The sequence below is a fragment of the Chryseobacterium oranimense genome (assembly GCF_900129755.1).
GTDB lineage: Bacteria > Bacteroidota > Bacteroidia > Flavobacteriales > Weeksellaceae > Chryseobacterium > Chryseobacterium oranimense.
On record NZ_FQWT01000005.1, the window covers coordinates 247,089 to 269,795 of the forward strand.

The 22,707-nt window shown below is 38.0% G+C and carries 25 protein-coding genes; 12 read left to right on the top strand and 13 right to left on the bottom strand.

Going from position 1 to position 22,707, the window contains the following annotated elements:
- Positions 1-3: 3 nt before the first annotated feature.
- The 3 genes from BUB03_RS16075 to tssO are packed head-to-tail and all read right to left on the bottom strand — an operon-like array spanning position 4 to position 2,034.
- Positions 4-912: a PKD domain-containing protein gene (locus BUB03_RS16075; RefSeq protein WP_040996570.1), complete on the bottom strand. Its 909-nt coding sequence runs from the start codon at positions 910-912 to the stop codon at positions 4-6.
- Between the two features lie 47 nt (positions 913-959).
- Positions 960-1,556 (bottom strand): type VI secretion system transmembrane protein TssO, encoded by a 597-nt coding sequence (locus BUB03_RS16080; RefSeq protein ID WP_228417914.1) that lies wholly within the window; start codon positions 1,554-1,556, stop codon positions 960-962.
- Complete coding sequence (gene tssO / locus BUB03_RS16085; protein WP_073065030.1) at positions 1,501-2,034, bottom strand: type VI secretion system TssO; 534 nt, start codon at positions 2,032-2,034, stop codon at positions 1,501-1,503. The genes BUB03_RS16080 and tssO overlap by 56 nt, the downstream gene beginning before the upstream one ends.
- 249 nt (positions 2,035-2,283) lie before the next feature.
- Between tssO and BUB03_RS16090 the strand changes: the two genes are divergently transcribed.
- The 6 genes from BUB03_RS16090 to BUB03_RS16115 all read left to right on the top strand — a co-directional run bounded on the left by BUB03_RS16090 (position 2,284) and on the right by BUB03_RS16115 (position 8,155).
- A complete protein-coding gene (locus BUB03_RS16090) occupies positions 2,284-2,886 on the top strand; it encodes a response regulator transcription factor (protein WP_228417916.1) in 603 nt (200 codons plus the stop codon).
- 138 nt (positions 2,887-3,024) lie between these two features.
- Positions 3,025-3,315, top strand: a complete 291-nt coding sequence (locus BUB03_RS16095) for an HU family DNA-binding protein (protein ID WP_002984212.1) — start codon at positions 3,025-3,027, stop codon at positions 3,313-3,315.
- A 369-nt stretch (positions 3,316-3,684) separates the two neighbouring features.
- Entirely contained in the window at positions 3,685-5,244 is a 1,560-nt protein-coding gene (locus BUB03_RS16100; RefSeq protein WP_040996574.1) for an Rne/Rng family ribonuclease, read from the top strand.
- Positions 5,245-5,318: 74 nt separating this feature from the next.
- Positions 5,319-6,737: a T9SS type A sorting domain-containing protein gene (locus BUB03_RS16105; RefSeq protein WP_073065035.1), complete on the top strand. Its 1,419-nt coding sequence runs from the start codon at positions 5,319-5,321 to the stop codon at positions 6,735-6,737.
- A 71-nt stretch (positions 6,738-6,808) separates the two neighbouring features.
- Complete coding sequence (locus BUB03_RS16110; protein ID WP_073065037.1) at positions 6,809-7,279, top strand: OsmC family protein; 471 nt, start codon at positions 6,809-6,811, stop codon at positions 7,277-7,279.
- Between the two features lie 228 nt (positions 7,280-7,507).
- Complete coding sequence (locus BUB03_RS16115; RefSeq protein ID WP_040997074.1) at positions 7,508-8,155, top strand: response regulator transcription factor; 648 nt, start codon at positions 7,508-7,510, stop codon at positions 8,153-8,155.
- Positions 8,156-8,557: 402 nt separating this feature from the next.
- Here the strand turns inward: BUB03_RS16115 and BUB03_RS16120 are convergent, their stop codons facing one another.
- From BUB03_RS16120 to BUB03_RS16145, 6 genes are all read right to left on the bottom strand, one after another.
- Positions 8,558-10,069 carry a carboxypeptidase-like regulatory domain-containing protein gene (locus tag BUB03_RS16120; protein ID WP_073065039.1) on the bottom strand — a complete coding sequence of 504 codons (1,512 nt, stop codon included), beginning with the start codon at positions 10,067-10,069 and terminating at the stop codon, positions 8,558-8,560.
- 11 nt (positions 10,070-10,080) lie between these two features.
- Entirely contained in the window at positions 10,081-11,445 is a 1,365-nt protein-coding gene (locus BUB03_RS16125) for a CsgG/HfaB family protein (protein WP_073065042.1), read from the bottom strand.
- A gap of 25 nt (positions 11,446-11,470) precedes the next feature.
- Positions 11,471-11,881: a curli production assembly/transport component CsgF gene (locus BUB03_RS16130; RefSeq protein WP_040996577.1), complete on the bottom strand. Its 411-nt coding sequence runs from the start codon at positions 11,879-11,881 to the stop codon at positions 11,471-11,473.
- 11 nt (positions 11,882-11,892) lie between these two features.
- Positions 11,893-12,624, bottom strand: coding sequence for a curli-like amyloid fiber formation chaperone CsgH (gene csgH, locus BUB03_RS16135; RefSeq protein ID WP_073065045.1), 732 nt, complete (start codon positions 12,622-12,624; stop codon positions 11,893-11,895).
- 10 nt (positions 12,625-12,634) lie between these two features.
- Positions 12,635-13,036 carry a hypothetical protein gene (locus BUB03_RS16140; protein WP_073065048.1) on the bottom strand — a complete coding sequence of 134 codons (402 nt, stop codon included), beginning with the start codon at positions 13,034-13,036 and terminating at the stop codon, positions 12,635-12,637.
- Between the two features lie 159 nt (positions 13,037-13,195).
- Entirely contained in the window at positions 13,196-14,014 is an 819-nt protein-coding gene (locus tag BUB03_RS16145; protein ID WP_073065051.1) for an RIP homotypic interaction motif-containing protein, read from the bottom strand.
- A 351-nt stretch (positions 14,015-14,365) separates the two neighbouring features.
- Between BUB03_RS16145 and BUB03_RS16150 the strand changes: the two genes are divergently transcribed.
- Genes BUB03_RS16150 through BUB03_RS16165 form a run of 4 tightly spaced genes read left to right on the top strand, consistent with a single transcriptional unit; the run spans position 14,366 to position 17,626 of the window.
- Positions 14,366-14,995, top strand: a complete 630-nt coding sequence (locus BUB03_RS16150; protein WP_040996585.1) for an NUDIX hydrolase — start codon at positions 14,366-14,368, stop codon at positions 14,993-14,995.
- A gap of 27 nt (positions 14,996-15,022) precedes the next feature.
- Positions 15,023-15,829: a lysophospholipid acyltransferase family protein gene (locus BUB03_RS16155; protein ID WP_073065054.1), complete on the top strand. Its 807-nt coding sequence runs from the start codon at positions 15,023-15,025 to the stop codon at positions 15,827-15,829.
- A 16-nt stretch (positions 15,830-15,845) separates the two neighbouring features.
- Entirely contained in the window at positions 15,846-16,286 is a 441-nt protein-coding gene (locus BUB03_RS16160) for a hypothetical protein (protein WP_040996589.1), read from the top strand.
- 2 nt (positions 16,287-16,288) lie between these two features.
- Positions 16,289-17,626 carry a UDP-N-acetylmuramate--L-alanine ligase gene (locus tag BUB03_RS16165; RefSeq protein WP_073065056.1) on the top strand — a complete coding sequence of 446 codons (1,338 nt, stop codon included), beginning with the start codon at positions 16,289-16,291 and terminating at the stop codon, positions 17,624-17,626.
- Positions 17,627-17,721: 95 nt separating this feature from the next.
- Here the strand turns inward: BUB03_RS16165 and BUB03_RS16170 are convergent, their stop codons facing one another.
- Together BUB03_RS16170 and BUB03_RS16175 are read right to left on the bottom strand one after the other, a co-directional pair.
- The gene (locus BUB03_RS16170; protein ID WP_073065059.1) at positions 17,722-18,777 is read right to left on the bottom strand and encodes an NAD(P)H-dependent flavin oxidoreductase; all 1,056 of its coding nucleotides are present in this window, start codon (positions 18,775-18,777) and stop codon (positions 17,722-17,724) included.
- A 189-nt stretch (positions 18,778-18,966) separates the two neighbouring features.
- On the bottom strand, positions 18,967-19,842 hold the full coding sequence (locus tag BUB03_RS16175; protein ID WP_073065062.1) for an aldo/keto reductase: 876 nt from the start codon (positions 19,840-19,842) through the stop codon (positions 18,967-18,969).
- 194 nt (positions 19,843-20,036) lie between these two features.
- Between BUB03_RS16175 and BUB03_RS16180 the strand changes: the two genes are divergently transcribed.
- A complete protein-coding gene (locus BUB03_RS16180; protein WP_073065064.1) occupies positions 20,037-20,471 on the top strand; it encodes a GNAT family N-acetyltransferase in 435 nt (144 codons plus the stop codon).
- Positions 20,472-20,939 (top strand): GNAT family N-acetyltransferase, encoded by a 468-nt coding sequence (locus tag BUB03_RS16185; RefSeq protein ID WP_073065067.1) that lies wholly within the window; start codon positions 20,472-20,474, stop codon positions 20,937-20,939.
- Here BUB03_RS16185 and BUB03_RS16190 read toward each other — a convergent pair.
- A complete protein-coding gene (locus BUB03_RS16190; protein ID WP_073065068.1) occupies positions 20,892-21,812 on the bottom strand; it encodes a LysR family transcriptional regulator in 921 nt (306 codons plus the stop codon). The two genes, BUB03_RS16185 and BUB03_RS16190, sit on opposite strands and share 48 nt — an antisense overlap.
- A gap of 41 nt (positions 21,813-21,853) precedes the next feature.
- Positions 21,854-22,600: a metallophosphoesterase family protein gene (locus BUB03_RS16195; protein ID WP_073065338.1), complete on the bottom strand. Its 747-nt coding sequence runs from the start codon at positions 22,598-22,600 to the stop codon at positions 21,854-21,856.
- Between the last annotated feature and the right edge of the window lie 107 nt (positions 22,601-22,707).

The window sequence follows — 22,707 nt, forward strand, 5'->3', positions numbered from 1 at the left end:
TTATTATTTGCTTTGGTTGATGTCAACCTTGGTTACACAGTTCTGCTTATCGTCCAGATTTACTTTTACACTCTGGATCACAACATTTTTGTCAAACTGAAGGCCTGCGCAGTACATGTAAAAGTTATTCGCTTTACTGTCGCTTACTTTCACCACCGTGTTTTCGTTGTTACACAGGTAAGTTCTTAGCAGGTAGTTGTAATGCATATTGAAACTGTTTCCGTTGGCAATCTGCTGAAGGTGATATTTGAAATCATCATCAACCTTTTTGTAAGAATCTTCTACCGGAATTTCATCCTCCTGTAAAGCGTTGTAAGCAGGAAGAATCTTGATCAGGTGGTAAATAGGTTCCTGGCTTTCTTCTGTAAACAATGCTACACGGTAGTCACCCGGTCTTTTATAAGAATAGATGGCCATTTTTTCTTTAGCGTCTATATTACCCGTTTCACCAAATTTCCAGGCAAACTGTGTAGCCTCCGAAACTGCACGGAACTGCACATTTTCATTTTGCATCGCCTGTGTGGGTGCATCAATGATGGTACTGATCTTCGCGCTGTCCTTTGGCTTCTGGTATCTTGGCGAAACCATTACAGGAAAGGTCTTGGTATACTTATTATCTATAATCAAACTTACCGAATAATAACCCGGTTTATTGTAAAAGTGAATTCCCGTGCTTTTATCGGAAGTAGTCCCGTCCCCGAAATTCCATCTTTTGGTTTTTGCGAACTGGGTCTTATCCTCAAATAAAAGCGTATCTCCTACCGATAGTGAAGAAGGATAGACTACCCCTACAATATCATCGGCAGAATGGATCACCTTTTTCTGCAGCCATAACGCAACGAGCGCTGCAATGAGCAACGTTGCGATAACACCAATAATAATGTTCTTTTTGTTTTTTTGAAAATAATTCATAGTTAAGTGATTGTGATGTGTTTATTCCTTGAATGTTTATTTTTTTATTACTGGGTCCTGGCCCTTAATGCATTTTGTCTTTCGTAAAGCCGGTTCTGTTTGTCTTTGAATCCGATTCTGCATTCTTCCACCTCTTTTTCAAATCTTTTTACATCTTCAGTGGTTGTGGAAATCACCTTTTTGTCTTCAAAATACATTTTGTAGAATTTGGCGATCTGCGGATAGGCATCCTTGCGGATATCCATGACATCGTTTCCATGAAAATAGCTGGCAAGGCCGTTAATCCCGTTGAAGATATTATTTTCCGCAAAAGGCTCCGGAGACTTGTCTGCAATTCTGCTGATCATGGTATAAGTACTGTCCATTTCAGGCTGTAATACTTTTTGTTCGCGGTCGAATGCCGCTTTCTGTTCCAGGCTTTGTATTCCTCTTACATCTTCTTCCGAGAACGGAGAGTCATAACCTTTTAAAAAGATGATCCCGAAGAATATCATAGCGGCTAAAAGCATCAGTATTAAGTAGAAAAACTGGTAATGCCTTTCTTTTTTAGATAGTGTAATAGATCCCTGCATATGCTTTCTTTTTATATTATCTTCTTTTACCTCCTGTAAAATTCCTTGTAGGATCTTTTCTAAGCTGGCCATTGGCCCTTCCTACTTTTGCAATACAATCTTCAAGGTCCCTGAGGACGATCTTCTTATTGGATTCTACTCCTATAATATCATTCTTTAATTTCAGCATCGGCTCTATCTGCTTCATCAGAACAGCATAATGCTTAAAATTATCCACACTGTCTTTACCCATAATGTTTTTCACTTCTCTCACATCATCCATGATTCTGGTTCTGAGAAAAACATCATTTTCCACCTTATTAATGTTTAGCTGGCTCATCTGTTCATAGATTTTATCTACATGAATCCTGAGGACATCGCCACGCATCATAAGTTCTTTGTATGCATCAGCTTGTCTGACAATTCCTTCCCGCTGTATATTATAGCTTTTAAAAAAGAGGAATAAACACAGAAAAGACACCACCGAGAGAACGGCGAAAGACAGAATAAACTTCCAAATGCCTACTCTGACGTCAGATTTGTTAAGTTTTTTTTCCCTGTTAGAAGACATATTTTTGCGATTTGTTTGGCCTGTGAAAATATAAAAAAAAAAATTTATGCGCAATACGTATTTTCCCTAATGTAGTTTCGTGAAAACCCCTATTTAACGAAGTTTAATTTCAACTTTCATAAGTTTTTCATAAATTAGGCCTCTGAATTTTAAATATCACCACCAAATCGATATTAAAAAGTGAGTAAATTATTATCAAACACAGTGCGATTTTCTATAGCTGACAGTGATTTTTATTTTAAAAAAATCATGATCAAAACCCTTATGGAAAATCCATTCTATATGCTTCTGAATGACTGTAACAATGGCCATGAGCTGGTGAACAGGATTTACAGGAGGCAGGAAGATGTGTTTATTATAGAACTGTTTATGCCCGTATTAAGTGGTATGGAAGCCATTAAATACATCAGGAAAAATAATACGGAAACTCCTATTGTAACCTATTCCAGCACTTACCAGGAGGATATGGCTGAAATTCTTTCAAAAATCCCCAATGTTTATTACTGCCAGAAAAAAAGTACCATCATAAAAGATCTCATCAAAGGAAGTATTGCCTCTGACGGATTCGATTATGAAAAATACTCCAAGGAATGGGAGCAGCAGCCACTCGCCGTACAGAACTATATGGAAAGGCAGAAGAAAGGCCAGGAAGAGCTGAATCCTACCGAAATACAGCTTATGAAATTCTGCTACGAAGGCTACAGCAATAAAGAAATTGCAGAAAAGCTGAACCTTAGTACCCGTACCATAGATACTTATATTAACAGGCTTACGGAAAAGCTGGGACTGAAAACAAAACTCCACCTCATCCGCTTCTGTGTGGAAAACGGCTACTATAATTCCAGCATGTAGAAAGATTTAACGTAATATTAATATAGACTCAACATAAAAACTCCAACTCCTTAAACAAAAATATTTTACCACTAATTTGCTAGTATTCAATTTTTTTAACTAAATTTGCACACCTAAAATTTAAAATTAAAAAAGGAAATGACAAAGGCAGAATTGGTAAACACCATCTCAAATAAGTTGGGAACAGAAAAGAATGAAACACAGAAAGTTGTAGAAGCTTTTATGCAGGAGATCAGAACTTCTATGTATAATGGGGATAACGTTTATCTGAGAGGTTTTGGATCTTTTATCATTAAAACAAGAGCTGCTAAAACAGGAAGAAATATTTCTAAGAACACTGCAATTGAGATTCCTGCTCACAACATTCCTGCTTTCAAGCCTTCAAAATCTTTTGTAGAGAAAGTAAAGACAAAAGTCGCAGTAAAATAAAAATTAACTGAATATTAACTAGTTACTAAAAAATTAAAATTATGCCAAGCGGAAAGAAAAGAAAAAGACACAAGGTTGCAACTCACAAAAGAAAGAAAAGAAGAAGAGCAAACAGACATAAGAAAAAATAATCTCTTTTTTTCGGGATTTACAATATAATAATATAGTTGGTGGTTTTAATTATTTAGAGTTCACCGACTATATTTTTGTTTGCAACGATAAGATTCAAAAGGAAAAATAAAAGGCTTTTGCAGATATTTTTTAAAAATATACAGCAATTTCATTCTAAATTCTTATATTTAAAATTATTTATTTGCTAAAAAATACGCCAGTTTCCTATAATCTTAATAAATTTTTATCTTATACAAAATGAAGAAAGAACTAATAGTTTCGCATGAAGATGATCTTACAAAGATTGCACTGCTGGAAGACGGAAGACTATGTGAACTTCATGAGCAAGAGGACAAAAGCGAATTTATAGTTGGAGATCTGTTTGTAGGAAGAGTAAAAAAACTGGCACCTAACCTGAATGCCGCATTCGTAAACATCGGGTACGATAAGGATGCATTTCTGCATTACCAGGATTTAGGCCCTCAATATCTTACCTACAGAAAGTTTTTAAAAGATACTATTTCTAAAAAACAGAGCACTTCAAGCTTAAAAAATTTCGAGATACAACCCGAAATAGACAAAAACGGAACCGTGGAAAAAGTCATTGCCAAAGATGACCTTGTTCTGCTTCAAATCACTAAAGAGCCCATTTCTACAAAAGGTCCGAGGATCTCTACCCAGGTTTCTTTAACAGGACGTTTTCTGGTCCTGATCCCTTTCGACAACAAAGTTTCCATTTCTAAAAAAATCAGAACTACTGAGGAAAAAGAAAGACTGAGAACGCTTATCGACAGCATCAAGCCTGAAGGTTTCGGTGTCATCATAAGAACCGTAGCGGAAGGCAAAAAAGTAGCAGACCTTCATAATGATATGAATCAGCTGATCCAGAAATGGGAAAGCACGTTCAAAAACATTCAGAAAAGTAAAGTTCCGGCAAGAGTTTTAAGCGAAGAAGACAAAGCTTCAGCTATTTTAAGAGACAATTTCAACCAGGATTTCGTGAGCATCATCTGCGATGATGAACAGATGGTAAACGAAATGACCAACTATGTAGAGGTTATAGCCCCGGAAAAAAAGAATATTGTCCAGTTTTACAATTCACACATCCCTCTTCTCGAATATTACAACGTTGAAAAACAGCTCAAACAGAGTTTTGGAAAACACGTTAATATTCCAAGTTCAAAAGGTGCTTACCTCGTTATTGAGCACACAGAAGCACTTCACGTAATCGATGTTAACTCCGGAAACAACATCACCACCGGAAACTCCGCCAACAAAGAACACGCACTCAACGTGAACAAAATGGCAGCCACCGAGATTGCCAGACAACTTCGTCTCCGTGATATGGGAGGCATCATTGTAATCGACTTCATCGATATGCAGAATCCCGAACACAGAAGGGATCTGTACGAGCATCTGAAAGAAGAAATGAAACGCGACAAAGCACGCCATAAAATTCTTCCCCCGAGCAAATTTGGACTTATCCAGATTACCAGACAAAGGAACCGTCCGGAAAAACAGATCGAAACCAAAGAAGAAAACCCGAACAAAGACGGAGAAATCGTAGCTCCGATCGTGATCGTGGAAAGAATGGGTGAAACGCTCAGAAGCATCCTGCAGAAAGAAAAAGGAAAAGTTTTCCTGCATGTACACCCTTTCGTGGAAGCCTACCTTACCAAAGGCATCAAAAGTATCCAGATGAAATGGTTCATGAAATACAAAAAATGGGTAACCATCATCCCAAGAGATTCTTTTAAATATTTAGAATATAAAATCTACAATTCGAAGAAAGAAGAATTGATAGAATTTTCTAACTAAGACAAAATTTAAACCTCCGGCCTTGTACCGGAGGTTTTTTGTTATATTTGCAATCTTAAAAACACACGTACACAATGATAAAAAATTTATTTTTCGTGCTGCTTCTTGCGGCACAAACTGCTTTTGCACAAATTATTTCTAAAGATCCTTCCTTTGCATCTAATGGAGTATCTAACGTTGCCAACTACACATTGGCCTGGAATATGGCACAAGACTCTAATGGCAGTATTTATTCATCTTATTCTATCCCTAATGGTAACGAAACATTTGTATATAAACTTACCGCTAACGGAGTTCTGGATTCAGCTTTTGGGAACAATGGAAAAATTCAGCTCCCTTATTATACCTATCAATGTCAATTAAAAGTACAGCCTGACGGAAAATTGGTCATTTTTGGTTATGGAAATACCAGTAACGGAGTTTCTGGTTCTTCTGATGTATGGATAGTATATAGAATGCTTCCGAATGGTCAGTTAGATCCCACTTTCGGGAACAATGGTACTTCGACAATTCCTAACGGTATTGGCAGTGATGTAAACGGTCGTTCTTTAGGACTGATCTTACAGAATGGAAAAATAATCGTTCACAGCCCTACTACTATATACAGATTAAATATTAATGGAAGCATTGATACTTCTTTTGGAAACAACGGTTCCTTAACTACTCAGGGGAATTTTAACTATGGTGCGTTTGTACTGATAGATAATCAATCTAATCTTATCTGTATCAGTAAGATCAACTCATCTTATGGTAGCGGTGTGATTGAAAAATTCAATCCGGATGGGCAGCCTGTAACTAGCTTTGGAAATAACGGCATTTTACAATCAAATTTAGAGTTCTCACCTTTAGGTACTGCAATGATTGACAGCAATAATAAAATTGTTATTTCAAAATCAAATTCTACCGCCAATGAAATTTTGAGACTAAACCCGGATGGAACCCTTGATAATACATTTAATTCTGCCTTATCTGCAATATCTCCCAGCGCTTTGGCTAAAAGTATTATTGAAAAAGACGGATATTATTACATTGGAGGAAACCAATCATCTCATCCCTACACTCCTTACTCATCAGATGAATCTCCTGCTTTTTTTACAAAGCTTACTCAAAGTGGTTCAATAGCTCCTGATTTTGGCTACTATCCGGACAGTTCATTTTCCAGTGTTGAAGAAATGGTTGTTAATAACAATAGTATTATTTCAAATGCAAGCGGAGCAATCGTAAAATATTTACTTAATACTGGAACATTATCAACCGTTGACGCTACAAAAACGGGTATGGATATATCTTTTGAAAATCCTATCAGACAAAACCTGGTTTTCAGCACAAATGAAAAAGTAAGCAAAATTGAAATCTATTCTCCGGACGGAAAAATTGTAAAAATACTGAAAGACAATAATACTGATGTTTCAGAATTACTGAAAGGAATTTATATGGCAAAAATTACTTTTGAAAATGGGAAAACCACGATAAAAAAACTTATAAAAAATTAGGAGAAACACCGATTTCTTTTAAAAAGTATTTGCTTATTTTTAGCAGATACTTTTTTTTATTTCCGACTAAAATGAGCAAAGACCACCATTACAAAGCAACAATCCATTGGACAGGAAACAAAGGAACCGGCACCAGCAGTTACAGAAATTATGAAAGAAGCCATACCATCAATATCGAAAACAAAGCGTCTATTGAAGGCTCTTCTGATCCCGCGTTTCGTGGTGATAAGACCAAGCATAATCCGGAGGATCTGTTACTTTCTTCCCTTTCTTCGTGCCATATGCTCTGGTACCTGCATTTCTGCTCGGAAGAAGGCATCATTGTTACCGATTATAAGGATGAAGCCACCGGCATTATGACTGAAACAGCTGACGGCAGCGGACATTTCACTTCTGTAACCTTACATCCTACCGTTACCGTCACAGAAGAATCAATGATTGAAAAAGCGAAAGAACTGCACCATAAAGCAGGTCAGTTTTGCTTTATTGCCAGGTCGGTTAATTTTCCGGTGGAACATATCCCTACTCTGTTAGTTAAATAATTTTTATTTTAACTTAAACATAATCAAAATAAGCTTCAATACTATGTTTTATTTGAAATAACTCTAAAATTATCATTTAAAATTCTACAATAAGAGAATTATTTATCAAATAGTTAATAAAAAATCAATTTCTTAATCATTATCATCGTAATAAATTGCAATTAATTGTTATTTTTTTATATAATGTGAATATTTTTTTATATTTTTATATAAATAAAACTAACCATGATGAAACCAAGATTAACCATTTTTGATGAGCCATTGCTGTATACAGAAGGCTTGTCAAAACTGCTCTCGCAGAGCAAAATTTTTAATACGATTGACATTTGTAATTCTCATGAACACTTATTTGAACAATTAAAACTGGATCCTCCGGAAATTCTGATCATAAGCTCCAATATGCTGATGCTTACAGATATTTTCCGACTTGTAGAAGACATTACCTCCACCAACAAAAAAATCAAGATTATTGTCATAGGCAATAGTTATGATATGATTGACATCCGGAAGCTTTTTAACAAAGGCATAAAAGGCTATCTTGACAAAAACAGCAGATATGATGAATTCCTGAAATCTATAAACATCCTGCTTTTAAACGAGATCTACATCTGCGACAATGCAAAGGAAAGAATGATCAACTTTATCAGCAGCGAGGAAGGAAAACACAATCCACACATTAAAGAACCTCTTACGCGCAGAGAAATGGAGATTCTTAAACTGATATGCGACGGCTGCAGCAGCAAAGATATTTCTGAAAAGCTTTTTATAAGCATTAATACTGTAGAAACCCACCGTAAAAGAATTCTCTTAAAATTAAACGCAAAAAATTCCGTAGGAATTGTAAAATATGCCTTAGAAAACCACATTATCGATTGATGAAAAAAAAATCATTTCAAAAAAAATTCCAAACCTCCGGTTTGGAATTTTTTTTGAAATGAAAAGAAGCCAATCTTGAATTCTGTTTCGTAAACAAATTGACTTTGAAAAAAGTTTAGAGTTAAAAGATAACCCGTCAGACGCGAGAATTCGGATTTCAGAAAATAATAAAGGAGTTTTCATTTAATTATTGTAATATACTGACGTTTCGGGAACTTCAGCCACAAGATATAAGCTTTCCTTTTGAATATTTCAGCATTAAAAAAATTTCAGTTCAAGTTTCTTAAGCAGCAAATCCGTCATTCCAATTTAAAACTATTTTCCATTAAAGCATCCCGATCTCAAAAACCTAAAACTTTAAACTTTAAACCTTAAACTAAACCCTCAAACACTTAAACCTACCTACTCATAATCCGGCATTTCGCCGTTGCTGAAAAGAGAAGCCCTTGAAAGATCGGTCAGTGTACTGTTGAGATCAATAACCATTACATTTTTCTGGGAAATATTGTCATTGGAAGTATTCATGAAGATCACCTGGGCATTATTCGGTGAAAATCTTGGATCGAGATCATTGGTTCCCATTGGTTTTTCGCTTTCCGCAGAAATATCGTAAACGGTATCGTTCGTCAGATTATAGATGAAAATATGGGAATCAAGCTGGCGGTAATTACCGCTTCCGTCCTGGTAACCTGAAATATCGCGGGTAAAGACCAGCATTTGGCCGTCCACCGAGAAATTCAGTCCTCCGGCAGCTCCTGCTGTTCCGGACAGAACAGTTTTCAGTACACTTCCCGTCATATCTATAATATAAATTTTTGTACTGTATCCGCTGTAATCATTTGTTTTTAAGGCGATTCTGCTTCCGTCATAGCTCCAGTCGCATTCAGAGATCATGCTGCCGTCCGGCGTGGTGTACACTAAAGTCAATCCGCTTCCGTCTTTATTTATCCTGTATAATTTATTAAAGTTTGAATAAAGAATTTCCTGGCCGTTTGTACTCCAGGCAAAATCTATTTCATAATTATTAAAGCCTGCAGCAGGTACCGTTGTAACTTTAAAAGGATTAGATCCGTCAGGATTCGCGGTGTAGATATGGGTACTTCCGCCTTCCGTCCGCAGAAAAGCTATCAGTCCGGCATTGTTGTTTTTCCTCGGCCTCCAGCTGTTATAGGATGAATTGGTAAACTGGAAACTGTTACCTGCTCCGTCGCTTGACATAATTACAAAATTTCCGTTCTGTTTCTGTACATAATGATAGCGGTTGGCCGGAACCGTATTGGTGGTAAATTTACTGATGGTACTTAAAACTGGCGGGTGAATGCCGTCCGAAACAGACACCTGCCAGAAGTAACTAACACCAAACTTCAAATTGGACAGCGAATAATGTTTCGCTGCCAAATCATTAACCTGGATCACATTTGTATCAAGGTTATTTTTAATTGTTAAACTGTATCTTAAAACATCAGCCGTATCAGGATCCGTAGCGGTCCATGTCAGCTCAACGTTTAAAGGTTGATTCACCGCATTGTCTACCGGACTTAGCAACTGCGGTGCAGAAGGAGGAGAATTGAGCGATTCATCATCGTCCATTTCGAAAACCACGGTTACCACCTGGTTCTGATTTTGTATATTGACACCCTGAAAATTGGTGAGATAGCCGGAGAGTTCGGCCTTCACAGAATAATTTCCTATCGGCATCGCGGCAATTTCAAATGTGCCGTCCGTTCCGCTGAAAACCGTCTGTGTAGTAGGTGCTGTAAAGATTTTCACATTCGGAATGGGCACATTGGTGCCCCGTTTTACAACTTTTCCTTTCAATGAACCTGTCTGAGCCTGTTCTATAAGATCTTCATTACATGAAAACAGACAAAAGGTAAGGATGAATATGCTGAGTATTTTGATTAAAGTTTTCATAGTTCATGTTTTTATTTGTTTCCAAGGTAAAAATTGATTCCAATGGCGAACCGGAGTGCCTGATCCTTTCTTTTTCCGTTCACCATCCCCTCCCAGTTGTCTTTAAAACCGATGTCATACTGGGAAGAAGCCCGGATTGCGGTATTATTTCCGATCATAAATTCCAGACCTCCGCCAACCTGGCATTTGTACTGAGGTTTGTATTTTGAAAACATCGCTCCTGCTCCTCCATAGATGTATGGACTGAGTCTGTATTTCGGGAACAGGAGAAATTCGAGGTTAAGCTCGGGAACAAGGTAATTTCTTTTAATAATATTTTCATTTTCTAAGGTAAAATAACTGCCGCTGGCTTCAATATTGAAATTGGGACTTATAAAATATTTTACTCCTACTTTTCCACCGACATTCATTTTAGCATTTACATAATCATCCTTGATTTTCTGAGCTTCCACGCTGGCAAAAACGGACATTTTCTGTCTGTAATTTTCCGGAAACTTATTCCCGACTGTCCGGCCTACATTTGCCTCCTGCTCTTTATTGTAATCATTGATGAGAGCCTGGTAGCCGTTTAAGTTTTCTGATGCCTTACCCCATATTTTATCTCTGGTCCCTTCAATGATCAGGGATCTTACCGCTTTTTCTATGGCTTCAGTTACCGCAAGCTGTACAGGTTCGTTTTGGGTAAGTCCAACCTCAGCTTCCAGCAGTCTTTCCGTATCGATATATCTGAAAAAGCTTCCGTTCACACTGGTAGAAAGGATTGTTTTAGAGGTATAAACCGTTTTAAGAATTTCACCGTTAAGAGTAGAAACGGCACGAAGATAAATAGTGATCCTGTCCTGGCGGTATTGTGTGGATGCCCCTATTCCGAAATATCTTGCTCCGAGGCCTCCGGTCATCGTATTGCTGTCGTAAGAGATCACACCACCCTCCAGAAGAATTCCGGCATAGAGAAGCGGGGGAAGAGACTGGCTGTTTTTATCGGCATCTTTCATGTATTCCTGTCTGGTGGACCGGATAATCTGCCTTTCATTCAAAAGATTGGCAATATTTTCTCTTTCAATGGGAATAAACCACCGGCTGTCTTCCAGCGCTTTAATCAGGATGGTTGTAGTTCCCTGAGGTACCGCCGTACTCCAGTTATTTCCGTTTTCTGACGGTTTATACTGGCCGGTCTGGTCCCTGAATTTGTAGACGCCTATGACGATTTTTTCATTGGGAAGAGGAAGATTCCTCAGTTCCGCAGTAGAAGGGGTGAGCTCTCCCATGGTAGATCTTTCCGGATCGGAAGGAAGACCCAGGATCGAACTGCAGGCCTGCATTAGGCATAGCAGGAACGCACAGAAAAAAATTCTGGTGTAAGTATAAGTTCTCATGGTAAGTTTGGTTTTTAGTTATTTTTTATTTTGGAATGACGATCTCGGACTGATCCCCTGTACTGGTATCCAAAATATTGATCAAAAGTCCCTGGGCTGTAGTAGTAATCTGCAGGTAAAGCGATCCGAAAAGATAATTTCCGGGCTTTATACTGCCTTCCCCGAACTGATCCTCAAATAATTTCCTGGACAGCTCACTCAGTATCTGCCTGTTCAGGCTCTGGCTGAAACTGTCAAGGGAATTAACATTATCGAGCAAGCTGCTGAAATCATTTTTTTCATCAAACTGATTCTGAGCGTTTGCTGAGCTCAAAAGCCATTGGTAATTAAAGGTATCACCTCCGAATGCCGGATTGACAGGCTTATAAACGAGCTGCTGAGATTTTCCGGAGAAAATACCCGCAATAAAGATTAAAATAATGATAAAAGTTTTCATGGCGGACGTTTTTAGTAGATAAATTCATTTTTAATAAGGTTTTTCTTGGCATTAAATTCTTTGATATATTTCAGGCTGGCTGCCAGCTGTTCTTTCAGGTAATCTTCGTTTGGATTGGTCATAAAGCTGTAAATCACTTTATCATCGATCTGGATATTAATCTGCCCGCTGGTCCCGCGAAGGGGAAGCTCGGAAATGGTAACCGCACCGTTACTTTTGTCGGGAATCTGACTGTACTGGATATAAAAAAGATCATAGAAATCTTTTCCAACCTTAGTTTTGGTCTCATCAATGGTAAGTCCTTTCAGTTCAAAGACTGCATCTTCTTCTACTTTGGCCGTTTTTTTCCTGAACAGGTCTGTATTAATTTCAAGGCTGTCTTTTGCAACAAGTTTCTGGGTTTCTTCATCTTTGATATAGAGAAAAGCTTTCAGGGCATCCTTTTGTTCAAGATTAACGCTGATCTCAGATAAAACTTTTACTTCATTGGGATTAATGGAAAATTTACCGCTCTGCCGGTTATTGGAAAGATTTCCAGCATTTCCCTTTTTAATGGAAACCAGCAGGTAATTCAGTTCTTTATAAACTGATGTATTATTGGTGACCACTGCTTTAAGCCTGATCTGGTTTTCAAGAATACTCTTCTCAATCTTTGCATTTACTTTTTTATCTTCCTGTCCATTCACTGTGGCGGACAGGAAGATAAGTAAAGTACACAGATTTAAGGAATATAAAAATTTCATCACTTGTGTTTTAATAGTTTCTCATGAAAATGGTTTTGTTATCCCCTTTTACATTGATCCGCATTCCGTCCGACACACTGTTGCTGCCGGTAATATCAATGATATTGTTGTTTCCCTGGGCAGTTACGGCTGTTTTGGTTTCCTGATCTGTAAAAGAATTGATAAAATAAAGTGTATTGAAGTCTCCCGATTGCTGTACCGCAATATTGGTTTTAGGATTAAGAAAAAGTTCTGCATTATTGTAATCTCCTGTCTGGAGAACACTGGAGCCATAAAGCGCCTGCTGCTCCGTCTGCTGCCTGCCCATAAGATCAAGAACCGTATTGCTGTTGACCTTGTCCCAATCCAGCTGTTGTGCATTCACGCACAGCACTGCGAAAAGTGTAAAGGCACCCCATCCCGGTTTAAACATGGTATTAATTTTTAATAAAGGTACATGAATAGAGAATTGAGAAAAACACACCCAGCAGGTACAGATATAAAATCATGGTTTCTGGGTATGTTCATCATGAAAAGCTTAAAAAAGGAGAAAGCCTCAGCTTCTCCTTTTATTTTACATTACAGTACATTATTAATTGGATTGAGTTACAACCATTGAGTTTCCGTTACCCATCTGGGTTCCTACATGGATGTGGGAATCTCCGCTTTGAGCTACCCAGGTAAAGTTATTGTTACCCATCTGAACATCAATTGCTGTATTGGAATCTCCTAACTGAAGTTGATATAACTGGTTGCTGTTTCCAACCTGTACTCCCATAGCTGTATTATCATCACCGATCTGAACGGCTGCAGCAACATTATTGTTACCTACCTGATCGTTTGTGGCACTGTTATCATTTCCGTCCTGATATTGTACTAAAAGGTTGGCATTACCTACCTGAAGACCGCTTGCGTCATTTCTTCTTCCAAGCTGAATCTGATAAGCATCATTTCCGGTACCCACCTGAATGGCTGAAGCATCATTTCTTCTTCCGTCCTGATATTGTACCACAGAGTTTCCTAAGCCTAATTGTGTAGAAGAGGCTTCATTTCTTCTTCCGATCTGAGTCTGTTCTGTAGAGTTGAATGCACCAAGCTGCCAGGTTACTGCAGAGTTTCTGTTTCCCGTTTGGCTTACATCATTGGTATTGGCAAGACCTGTTTGGTCTACGTCAATTGAGTTTCTGTTACCGATACTTTCAGCGGTGTTCACGTTCAGAGCACCTATCTGGTCAATATCTGCCGTGTTACGGTTTCCATCCTGTGTAAGGCTGTTGATATTCAAAAGCCCTGTCTGACTAACAGTAGCGGTATTCAAGTTTCCGATCTGGGCAGTAACATCAATATTTGATTGTGCGAAGCTGAAACTCATGGCCATTAGTGTAAATACACCAGTAATAAAGTTTTTCATTTTGACAAAAATTAATTGGTTAATAGTATGACAAAGGTATAGGCTATACTAAAATGAAAAACCACTGCTAAAGTGTAAATTTTTAAAATCACTGTTTACCGTTTTGAAAGTAACCGTTTACTGTTTTCTTCGTATCACATGTTTCAGTTACGTAAAAATACGGTATATTACAAATTGATTATCATACAGATACAATAAGTAATTCTATTTTTCCAATTCAAAAAATCCCTCTTATTTTTTAATAATTCTATTTTTTATTTTTTTAATCATTCAATCTTTTAATGATGTTTAAATGGTTAATTAATGTTAATGCCTGTTCTTTTCTTCAGTATATATTGCTAAATTTGAAGTATGGAAAGTTTTGGAAAAGATTTATTGAGGAAAATTACAAACGTAGAGCTGCCGGGGATCAATGCCCATGGAGTATTTTCACCTCCTTCCCGGCCGGTATTTACTTATGATGAAGTGCTGGCAAAAAATCCGAAATTTGCAGCCGTTAATATTGTTCTTTATTTAAAAGATAATGAATGGTATTTCCCTCTGATTCAAAGAACCATCAATGAGCATGACAGGCACAGCGGCCAGATCTCTTTACCCGGCGGAAAGCGTGAGGAAATGGATAGAGACTTTGCCGAAACCGCCGTACGCGAAACCTCGGAAGAAATAGGAATAGATAAACATTATATCAGAGTGATCCGGGAAATGTCTCCTATCTATATCCCGCCAAGTAATTTTTATGTATATCCTTATATTTCATATACCAAAAAGAATCCGCTTTTCGTTCTTCAGCAGAGTGAGGCGGTAGAAACTATAGAATTTCCTATCACCTCTTTTCTCAGCCTGCCGGATACTCCCGAGATCATGGCACTTCCCGGTGCTGCCGGACATGAAGTTCCGGTCATTAATTTCAACGGATATATTATCTGGGGTGCTACAGCAATGATATTGAGCGAGTTTAGCCAGTTGCTGAAAAAAATGTAACTTTGCACTACCGTGTTTAATTGAGAGATGGCGAAGAAAAATATTTTCACCGATGCATTCGGGACACCTTATTTTTTAAAAAGGTTTATTATTTTTATTTTAGGGGTTGTATCTTACAGAAGGTTCAACGGCTTTAATAAATTAAAAATAACCGGTACGGAACACCTTGTGGATCTTCCCGATTCCAATGTGCTTTTCGTGTCTAACCATCAAACGTATTTTGCAGACGTGGCAGCAATGTACCATGCATTCTGTGCGGTAAACAATGGTTATCTGAATACGATTAAAAACCCTATTTACCTGCTCAACCCAAAGATCGATTTTTACTATGTGGCAGCAGAAGAAACCATGAATAAAGGGATTCTCCCGAAGATCTTCAAGATCGCCGGTGCTGTAACGGTAAAAAGAACATGGAGAGCAGAAGGTAAAACGGTAAACAGAATGGTAGATCTTACTGAAGTTGACAATATTATGAAGGCTTTGGACAATGGCTGGGTAGCTACCTTCCCTCAGGGTACTACGTCTGCTTTTGCACAAGGAAGAAGAGGTACAGCCAAACTGGTTAAAAACCAGCGCCCGATTGTGATTCCTATCAAGATCAACGGTTTCAGAAGGGCATTTGATAAAAAAGGTCTCCGTGTAAAGGTTACGGGCGTAAAACCTACCATGGAGTTCAAGGCACCCCTTGATATAGATTACGACAACGAAAAAGCGCCTGAAATTTTATTGAAAATTATGACTGCCATAGAGCAGACAGAAGATTTCAATGTACTGCACAATTATGATGAAGAACTTAAAGCTAAAAAATTAGAACAAAAGGATTCAAATAATTAAAGTAAGTAGAAAAATTATGAACAAAATATTAGGGATCTTATTCGCGGTCATAGTATTAGTTTCGTGTAACAGCCAGAAAGTATATTCAGATTTCGATATAAGCTATTCCAGAAGCGGAGGCTATGCTCCTATGTATGAGAATTTGCTCATCAAAGGTAATACTGCCCATTATTCTTTTGACCAAGGGGGAAAAAAGTATAAGCAGGACTTTAAAGTTTCTGATGAAGATTTAAAGAAACTGGATCAGACCCTTTCCCAGAACAACTTCAGAAGAATACAGGAAGATCACAAAAAGCTGTATGATAATGTAACCACTTCCATCAATGTAAAAAAAGGCCCGAATGAAGGCAGCAAGTCCGATGCCAGTACGATCATGCCTAACTTTACAACGAACTGGAACAACATTCTGAATGCTTTTCAGGAGATCATTAATAACAATGTAAAAAAAAGTAAATAAAGTTGAAAACCCACTTCATTGCTATCGGCGGAAGCGCCATGCATAATCTTGCTATTGCATTAAAGGATAAAGGATATCAGGTAACCGGTTCGGATGATGCTATTTTTGAACCTTCACGATCCAGACTGGAAAAGAAAGGTATTCTGCCTCAGGAAATGGGCTGGTTCCCGGAAAAAATAACTGCGGATATAGATGCCGTTATCCTTGGTATGCATGCCCATCAGGATAATCCTGAGCTGGCAAAGGCAAAAGAGCTGGGTTTAAAAATTTATTCATATCCTGAGTTCCTTTACGAACAGTCGAAAAACAAAACAAGAGTGGTAATTGCCGGATCGCACGGTAAAACAACCATTACTTCCATGATACTTCACGTGCTGAACTTTCATCAGAAAGATGTAGATTTCATGGTGGGAGCTCAGCTTGAAGGTTTTGACTGTATGGTAAAACTAACGCAGGAAAACGATTTTATGGTCCTGGAAGGCGATGAATATCTTTCCTCTCCTATTGACCTTCGTTCCAAGTTTCTTCTTTACCAGCCGAATATTGCTTTAATGAGCGGTATTGCCTGGGATCACATCAATGTATTCAAAACATTTGATGATTATATAGATCAGTTCAGAAAATTCGTTGCAAGCATTACCCCGGGCGGTGTTCTGGTATACAATGAAGAAGATGCTGAAGTGGTAAAAGTAGTGGAAGCCGCTGAAAATTATTTCAGAAAAATCCCTTACAAAACTCCTGAATATGAGATCAGCAACGGAAAAGTATATCTGAAAACTGAAATGGGAGATGTTCCACTTTCTGTTTTCGGTTCACACAATCTGCTAAATATGGAAGGAGCAAGACATATCTGCCAGCAGCTGGGGATTATGGATGAAGATTTCTACGAAGCCATTATGAGTTTCAAAGGAGCTTCAAAACGTCTTGAAAAAGTAGAAAGACAGGATCAGGGAGTTTTATACAAAGATTTTGCCCATGCACCGAGTAAAGTAAAAGCAACGGTAAAAGCGTTCTGTGAGCAGTTTAAAAAGGAAAAGAAATACGGTTTCCTTGAGCTTCACACGTATTCGAGTTTAAATCCCCTGTTCCTTGAACAGTATGACCATGCTATGGACGGTTTGGATGAAGCTGTTGTTTTCTATTCGGAGGATGCTTTAAAAATTAAAAGAATGGAACCTATTTCTCCCGAATTCATCAAAGAGAAGTTTAAAAATGATACTTTGAGAGTATTCACCAATGCTGAAGACCTGCACGCCTATTGGGAAACTCTGGACAAAACCAACGGTGTTTTCCTTATGATGAGCTCCGGTAATTTCGGAGGCTTGGATCTTACAAAATAAATAATTTTATTACCCATATCTTAAAAACGTTCTTTGATCAAAGAACGTTTTTTATTTACATTTCCGATGAATTCATCCGGGTTTTAACAGGTGAATTATTCTGCTTCCAGGATAAGTTTTTTCAAAATATCCTCCGTTGAAAGTCTGCTGTAATTATGAACAGACTGCCCTACCCAGATACTTACAAACTCTGCATTGTTTACCGTTTTCGCAACCCTTCTCAGCTCATTGGTCAGCTTATTCTGGTAAGGATACGGCATAATATAGCCGGAATCTTCGATGCTTTCTATGAATTTATTTTTTATCCCTCTTGCATACCGTCCCGAAAAACTTTTTGTCAGAACAATTTCTTTTTCCGTTACATTTTCCAGCCTCTCTTTTTCAAAAGGCTGCAAAGCACTTTCCTGGGATGCCAATAACATACTTCCTACCTGAAAGCCCTGCGCACCCAACTCTTTTGCCGCTCTTAAAGTTTTTCCGTTATAAATTCCGCCCGCATAGATTAAGGGAACTTTTACATAATCATAAACTTGGGAAAACAAGGAAATACCACCGATTTCAGGAATATGATCCGCGACAAATGTTCCTCTGTGCCCACCGGCTTCAATTCCCTGCACACAAATAATATCAATCCCGGATTTTTCCAGGACTAATGCTTCTTGCAGTGAAGTACAGGTTCCGATAAGCGTTACTCGGTTTTCTTTCAGCTTTTCAATGCTTTTATCATCCAGATTCCCGAAAGTAAAGCTTAATACTTTGCAGCCTTCCTCAATAATAGCTTCTACCTGGTCATGGTAACTGTTCAACTTAATCTCTTCGAGATCCGGAAGTTTCACTTCTATATGATTTTCCTTTGCCAGATCGGTGATAAACCGCTTTGCTTTAATAAATTTTTCTCTCAGAGATCCGGTAAGCTCAGGAATATCGTGAACAAAAATATTAACCGCAAAAGATTGATCTGTGAGTTTTCTGGTCTCTCTGATCAGTTCAGCCGATTTGCCCGCAGGAAGATCAGCCAAGGCCAATGATCCTAGACATCCTGCTTTTGCAGCTGCTGCAGCCATTTTGGGAGTACTTACTCCAAACATCGGAGCCTGAATAATGGGATATTTTACCTCTAAAATTTTACTGATGGTATCCGGCCAAAACATAAGAATAATTTTATCTAAAATTTACAAAAATCTGGCGACAGCTTTAGGTTTAGAAGACATGATATTGCTCACAGTATCCAGCAGCCATGTTTTTTTAATTAAAAATCCCGCTAATTAAACTGACTGAACAAATGATTATAAAATCTGCTGTCCGTTTAATTTGCGGGAGGTATTATTAATGTTCGCTTGTTAGATATCCGCTACAGATTTCAGCATCTTTTGCTCCCATTCAGGATCTTTTGGATCAAAGAACAGTCTTTTTCCTGTATCCAGAGAGCGGACGATATTCATTTCATCTTCAGTCAGTTCAAAATCGAAAACGTTAAAATTTTCTTCAATTCTGGAAGGGGTTACGGATTTCGGGATTACAACAAATCCTTCCTGAAGATGCCATCTCAGAATCACCTGGGCTACTGTTTTATTGTATTTTTCTGCAATCGATTTCAGCTGAGAATTGTTCAAAAGATCTGCATTTCCGTTTCCAAGCGGGCTCCAAGGCTGTGTTATGATATTATTTTCCCTGTCATATACCTGAAGTTCTTTCTGCTGGAAAACCGGATGAAGCTCGATCTGATTGATCACAGGAAGAACCGTTGAATTGGCTTTCAGCTCTTCCAATTTCTCTACTGTAAAGTTGCATACCCCGATAGCTTTAATTTTCCCTTCGTGGTAAAGCTCCTCCAGTGCTTTCCAGGCACCCAGAAAATCTCCGAAAGGCCAGTGAAGAAGATACATATCCAGGTAATCCATCTGTAATCTGTCCAAAGTTCTCTGGAATGCACTTTTTGCTTTTTCGTAGCCGTGATCCTGAACCCAGATTTTTGAGGTAATAAACAGCTCGTCTCTGCTTACACCACTTTCTTTTACAGCCTCCCCTACTGCGGTTTCATTTAAATAAATAGCTGCCGTATCAATCATTCTGTAGCCTGTATGAATGGCTTTTACCACTGCTTTTTTACATTCGTCCAGGTTTTCCATCTGCCATACTCCAAAGCCTAAAGCAGGGATATCCACTCCGTTATTTAATGTTACTACAGGCTGTCCTGTGTATGTTTTCTTTTGCATTATTCTTTAATTTAATTTTTTTAATCTGAATCTAAGCTTAACAAATTTGCGATAAAAATTGGAAATTCTGCTTACCAATTTTACAGTTTTTTCATCTATTTTTAACTATCCGAGTTTGTTGCCGGAAGCTTCCGGTAGTTTAAACAATAAGGAGACATCTCTTATTTTCCTTATTTTTGTGGGAAACTAAAACAATGTTACATCAAATCAGGCTGGCAAAAGCCGAAGATTATCCTAAAATCATGGAAATCTGGGAATCTGCTGTTAAAGCAACCCATGATTTTCTTGCGGAAGAAGATTTTAACTATTTTAAAGAAGCCATTCCCGGAGATTATCTTCCGCAACTTGATGTTTATCTGATTTCGGAAGATGGTGAGGCAAAAGGTTTTGCTTCTGTTGCCGGGGACACCCTAGAAATGCTGTTTATTCATGATGATCCACGGGGAAAAGGTTATGGTAAAAAGCTGTATGAATGGATGAAGGAAACCACAGGTCTCACCAAAGTAGATGTGAATGAACAAAACCCTCAGGCCATCGGTTTTTATGAAAAAATGGGATTTAAAAGAGTCGGGAGATCGGAAAAAGACGGCTCAGGAAAAAATTATCCGCTGATCCATATGAGTTTATAAATGGAAAATTTTGTTTTTAAGAAGATCACTTCAGGAATGGATATTCCGTATGAATTGCTGCTGCTTGCTGACGAAACTGTGGAAGCAATCAACAGATATATTTTTGATTCTTCTATTTATGTTTTAAACGATGGCATTCAGGATATCGCCGTAATGGCAATGCATCCGAACAGCAATAAAGAACTGGAAATTAAGAATATTGCAGTTATTGAAAGCTACAGAAGCAGGGGAATCGGCAGTATTCTGATAGATAAGACAAAAGAAATAGCCAGAAAAAACGGGTATACAACATTAACTGTAGGAACTTCGGACACGGGTTTCCAGCAGATTAAATTCTACGAAAAGAACGGTTTTATAAAAAAGGGAATACGTAAAGATTTCTTTACAGATAATTACCCATTCCCTATTTATGAAAACGGATTACAGATGCGCGACATGGTTGTTCTTGCCCATGACCTTTCTGAATAAGCCTTTGATGTGATCAATCTCAGACTGGTAATTTGTTTTTTTCCTGCAGCCGAAATAGAGTGTATTTTCCAGTTTTTTCTCGCCTTCCCAGATCATTTTGACATCCCCGTTCTCTATTTCGTTCTTACACAGAAAATTAGGAATAACAGCTAGTCCGGTTCCGCCTTTCAGACAGCGGATGATGGAGTTTAAATTAGGAACTATATAATTGGGACGGAAATTCGGTTTATGCCCGAAATTCATGATCCAGAACTGAAACAGATGTTCCATGTCTCCTGTGGTGCCGTACCATTTTTCCTGTTTCAGCCATTCTTCGGCATGTTCTATTCCTTTAGTATCGAGTGTTTCCCGGAAACTTTCAGTATCTACATCTTTTCCACCTACAAGAATAATCTGCTCGGAAGAGAATGCTTCATGTTCAATATTGGGAGAAATTCCTTTTTTAGGGGTAATAATCAGGTCGAGAATTCCTTTATCCAGCTGATCCAGCATTTCCGGATATTCCCCGAAGCTGATGATCAGGTTAAAAGGCAAAGTAGAAACATACTGCTCCAGGGTAGTCTGAAAGGTTTCGAAACACATCCCAACACTGATGGTAGGAGTGAGTTTTTCCGTGGATTTCTGAAAATTCTTCTCTACATCTTCAAGCTTTGCAATCGGTTCTGAAACAGCATTAAATAATACTTTTCCCCTTTCTGTAGGGATCATTTTTCTTCCGGTTCTGTCGAATAATTTATATCCTACATATGCTTCCAGTGAGCTTAGATGGAGGCTTACACCAGGCTGTGAAATGAACAGAGAATCTGCTGCTCCTGTGAGCGTTCCAGTTTTATATATCGCTTTAAAAGTGCGGTACCATTCTAAATTGACCATAACTTTAATTATAAATATTCTGATACAAAGTTACAAAATAATTATAATACTGATGATTTTTCATTCTTCAGAAACGAAGCATAATAATCGGGAATTCCGCTTTCTTCGATAGCAAGGGCAGTTTCTTCAACAGGATAAGCAATTTGAATAATCTCTGGTAGTATACGATCCTCTTCCATCGTCAGAATAAGGTAGGAAGCCAGCCGGTTTTCCTCTTTGGAACGGCCTACAGAGCCACAGTTAACAGCCCAGCCTTTAGTCTCAAAATATTTTTTAAATGATAAATGGGTATGTCCCATGACAATGATATCAGACCGGGATTCTTCCAGCATACCTGTAAAAATATGATCACTCTCATTTTCATACCAATAGGTATCATTACTGGATAGACCTGCATGTACCAATTGAATACGCCAGTGCCTATTTCCTACCTTATAGTTTAATTGTATATGAAAAGGTAATTCTGATAAAAACGTTTTATTCTGTTCTGTAATGTATTTTTTGGAATGATCAATAGCTATAAATCTCGCTTCTGTTTCTTCGGGTGAATGTTTAGATAAAGGAACAACAGGGATATCAAAAGCGATTCTTTCATCATGGTTTCCCATAAGACATGGAATGTTCAGATTTCTGATCTTTTCGATCACTTCATTTCCCCAGGGAGCAAAGTCAACCAGATCACCCAGGCAGAACTTCTGCTCAATTCCTCTTTTCTCCATGTCTTCAAGCACTGCATTCAGGGCAGGAAGGTTTCCGTGCACATCACTAAAAATAGCAATCCGTATCATATTCATTCTATTTCATAACAAAATTACAGGAGAAGTCGCACAACAGGATCATCTGCCTGTATGATATTTAACCATGAATAAAATAACTCAACTATCATTATTCTAAT

Excerpts from the sequence above, each read along its gene's own strand:
- BUB03_RS16075 (WP_040996570.1), bottom strand. The coding sequence starts at position 912 with ATGAATTATTTTCAAAAAAACAAAAAGAACATTATTATTGGTGTTATC.
- BUB03_RS16080 (WP_228417914.1), bottom strand. The coding sequence starts at position 1,556 with ATGGCCAGCTTAGAAAAGATCCTACAAGGAATTTTACAGGAGGTAAAA.
- tssO (WP_073065030.1), bottom strand. The coding sequence starts at position 2,034 with ATGTCTTCTAACAGGGAAAAAAAACTTAACAAATCTGACGTCAGAGTA.
- BUB03_RS16090 (WP_228417916.1), top strand. The coding sequence starts at position 2,284 with ATGATCAAAACCCTTATGGAAAATCCATTCTATATGCTTCTGAATGAC.
- BUB03_RS16095 (WP_002984212.1), top strand. The coding sequence starts at position 3,025 with ATGACAAAGGCAGAATTGGTAAACACCATCTCAAATAAGTTGGGAACA.
- BUB03_RS16100 (WP_040996574.1), top strand. The coding sequence starts at position 3,685 with ATGAAGAAAGAACTAATAGTTTCGCATGAAGATGATCTTACAAAGATT.
- BUB03_RS16105 (WP_073065035.1), top strand. The coding sequence starts at position 5,319 with ATGATAAAAAATTTATTTTTCGTGCTGCTTCTTGCGGCACAAACTGCT.
- BUB03_RS16110 (WP_073065037.1), top strand. The coding sequence starts at position 6,809 with ATGAGCAAAGACCACCATTACAAAGCAACAATCCATTGGACAGGAAAC.
- BUB03_RS16115 (WP_040997074.1), top strand. The coding sequence starts at position 7,508 with ATGAAACCAAGATTAACCATTTTTGATGAGCCATTGCTGTATACAGAA.
- BUB03_RS16120 (WP_073065039.1), bottom strand. The coding sequence starts at position 10,069 with ATGAAAACTTTAATCAAAATACTCAGCATATTCATCCTTACCTTTTGT.
- BUB03_RS16125 (WP_073065042.1), bottom strand. The coding sequence starts at position 11,445 with ATGAGAACTTATACTTACACCAGAATTTTTTTCTGTGCGTTCCTGCTA.
- BUB03_RS16130 (WP_040996577.1), bottom strand. The coding sequence starts at position 11,881 with ATGAAAACTTTTATCATTATTTTAATCTTTATTGCGGGTATTTTCTCC.
- csgH (WP_073065045.1), bottom strand. The coding sequence starts at position 12,624 with ATGAAATTTTTATATTCCTTAAATCTGTGTACTTTACTTATCTTCCTG.
- BUB03_RS16140 (WP_073065048.1), bottom strand. The coding sequence starts at position 13,036 with ATGTTTAAACCGGGATGGGGTGCCTTTACACTTTTCGCAGTGCTGTGC.
- BUB03_RS16145 (WP_073065051.1), bottom strand. The coding sequence starts at position 14,014 with ATGAAAAACTTTATTACTGGTGTATTTACACTAATGGCCATGAGTTTC.
- BUB03_RS16150 (WP_040996585.1), top strand. The coding sequence starts at position 14,366 with ATGGAAAGTTTTGGAAAAGATTTATTGAGGAAAATTACAAACGTAGAG.
- BUB03_RS16155 (WP_073065054.1), top strand. The coding sequence starts at position 15,023 with ATGGCGAAGAAAAATATTTTCACCGATGCATTCGGGACACCTTATTTT.
- BUB03_RS16160 (WP_040996589.1), top strand. The coding sequence starts at position 15,846 with ATGAACAAAATATTAGGGATCTTATTCGCGGTCATAGTATTAGTTTCG.
- BUB03_RS16170 (WP_073065059.1), bottom strand. The coding sequence starts at position 18,777 with ATGTTTTGGCCGGATACCATCAGTAAAATTTTAGAGGTAAAATATCCC.
- BUB03_RS16175 (WP_073065062.1), bottom strand. The coding sequence starts at position 19,842 with ATGCAAAAGAAAACATACACAGGACAGCCTGTAGTAACATTAAATAAC.
- BUB03_RS16180 (WP_073065064.1), top strand. The coding sequence starts at position 20,037 with ATGTTACATCAAATCAGGCTGGCAAAAGCCGAAGATTATCCTAAAATC.
- BUB03_RS16185 (WP_073065067.1), top strand. The coding sequence starts at position 20,472 with ATGGAAAATTTTGTTTTTAAGAAGATCACTTCAGGAATGGATATTCCG.
- BUB03_RS16190 (WP_073065068.1), bottom strand. The coding sequence starts at position 21,812 with ATGGTCAATTTAGAATGGTACCGCACTTTTAAAGCGATATATAAAACT.
- BUB03_RS16195 (WP_073065338.1), bottom strand. The coding sequence starts at position 22,600 with ATGATACGGATTGCTATTTTTAGTGATGTGCACGGAAACCTTCCTGCC.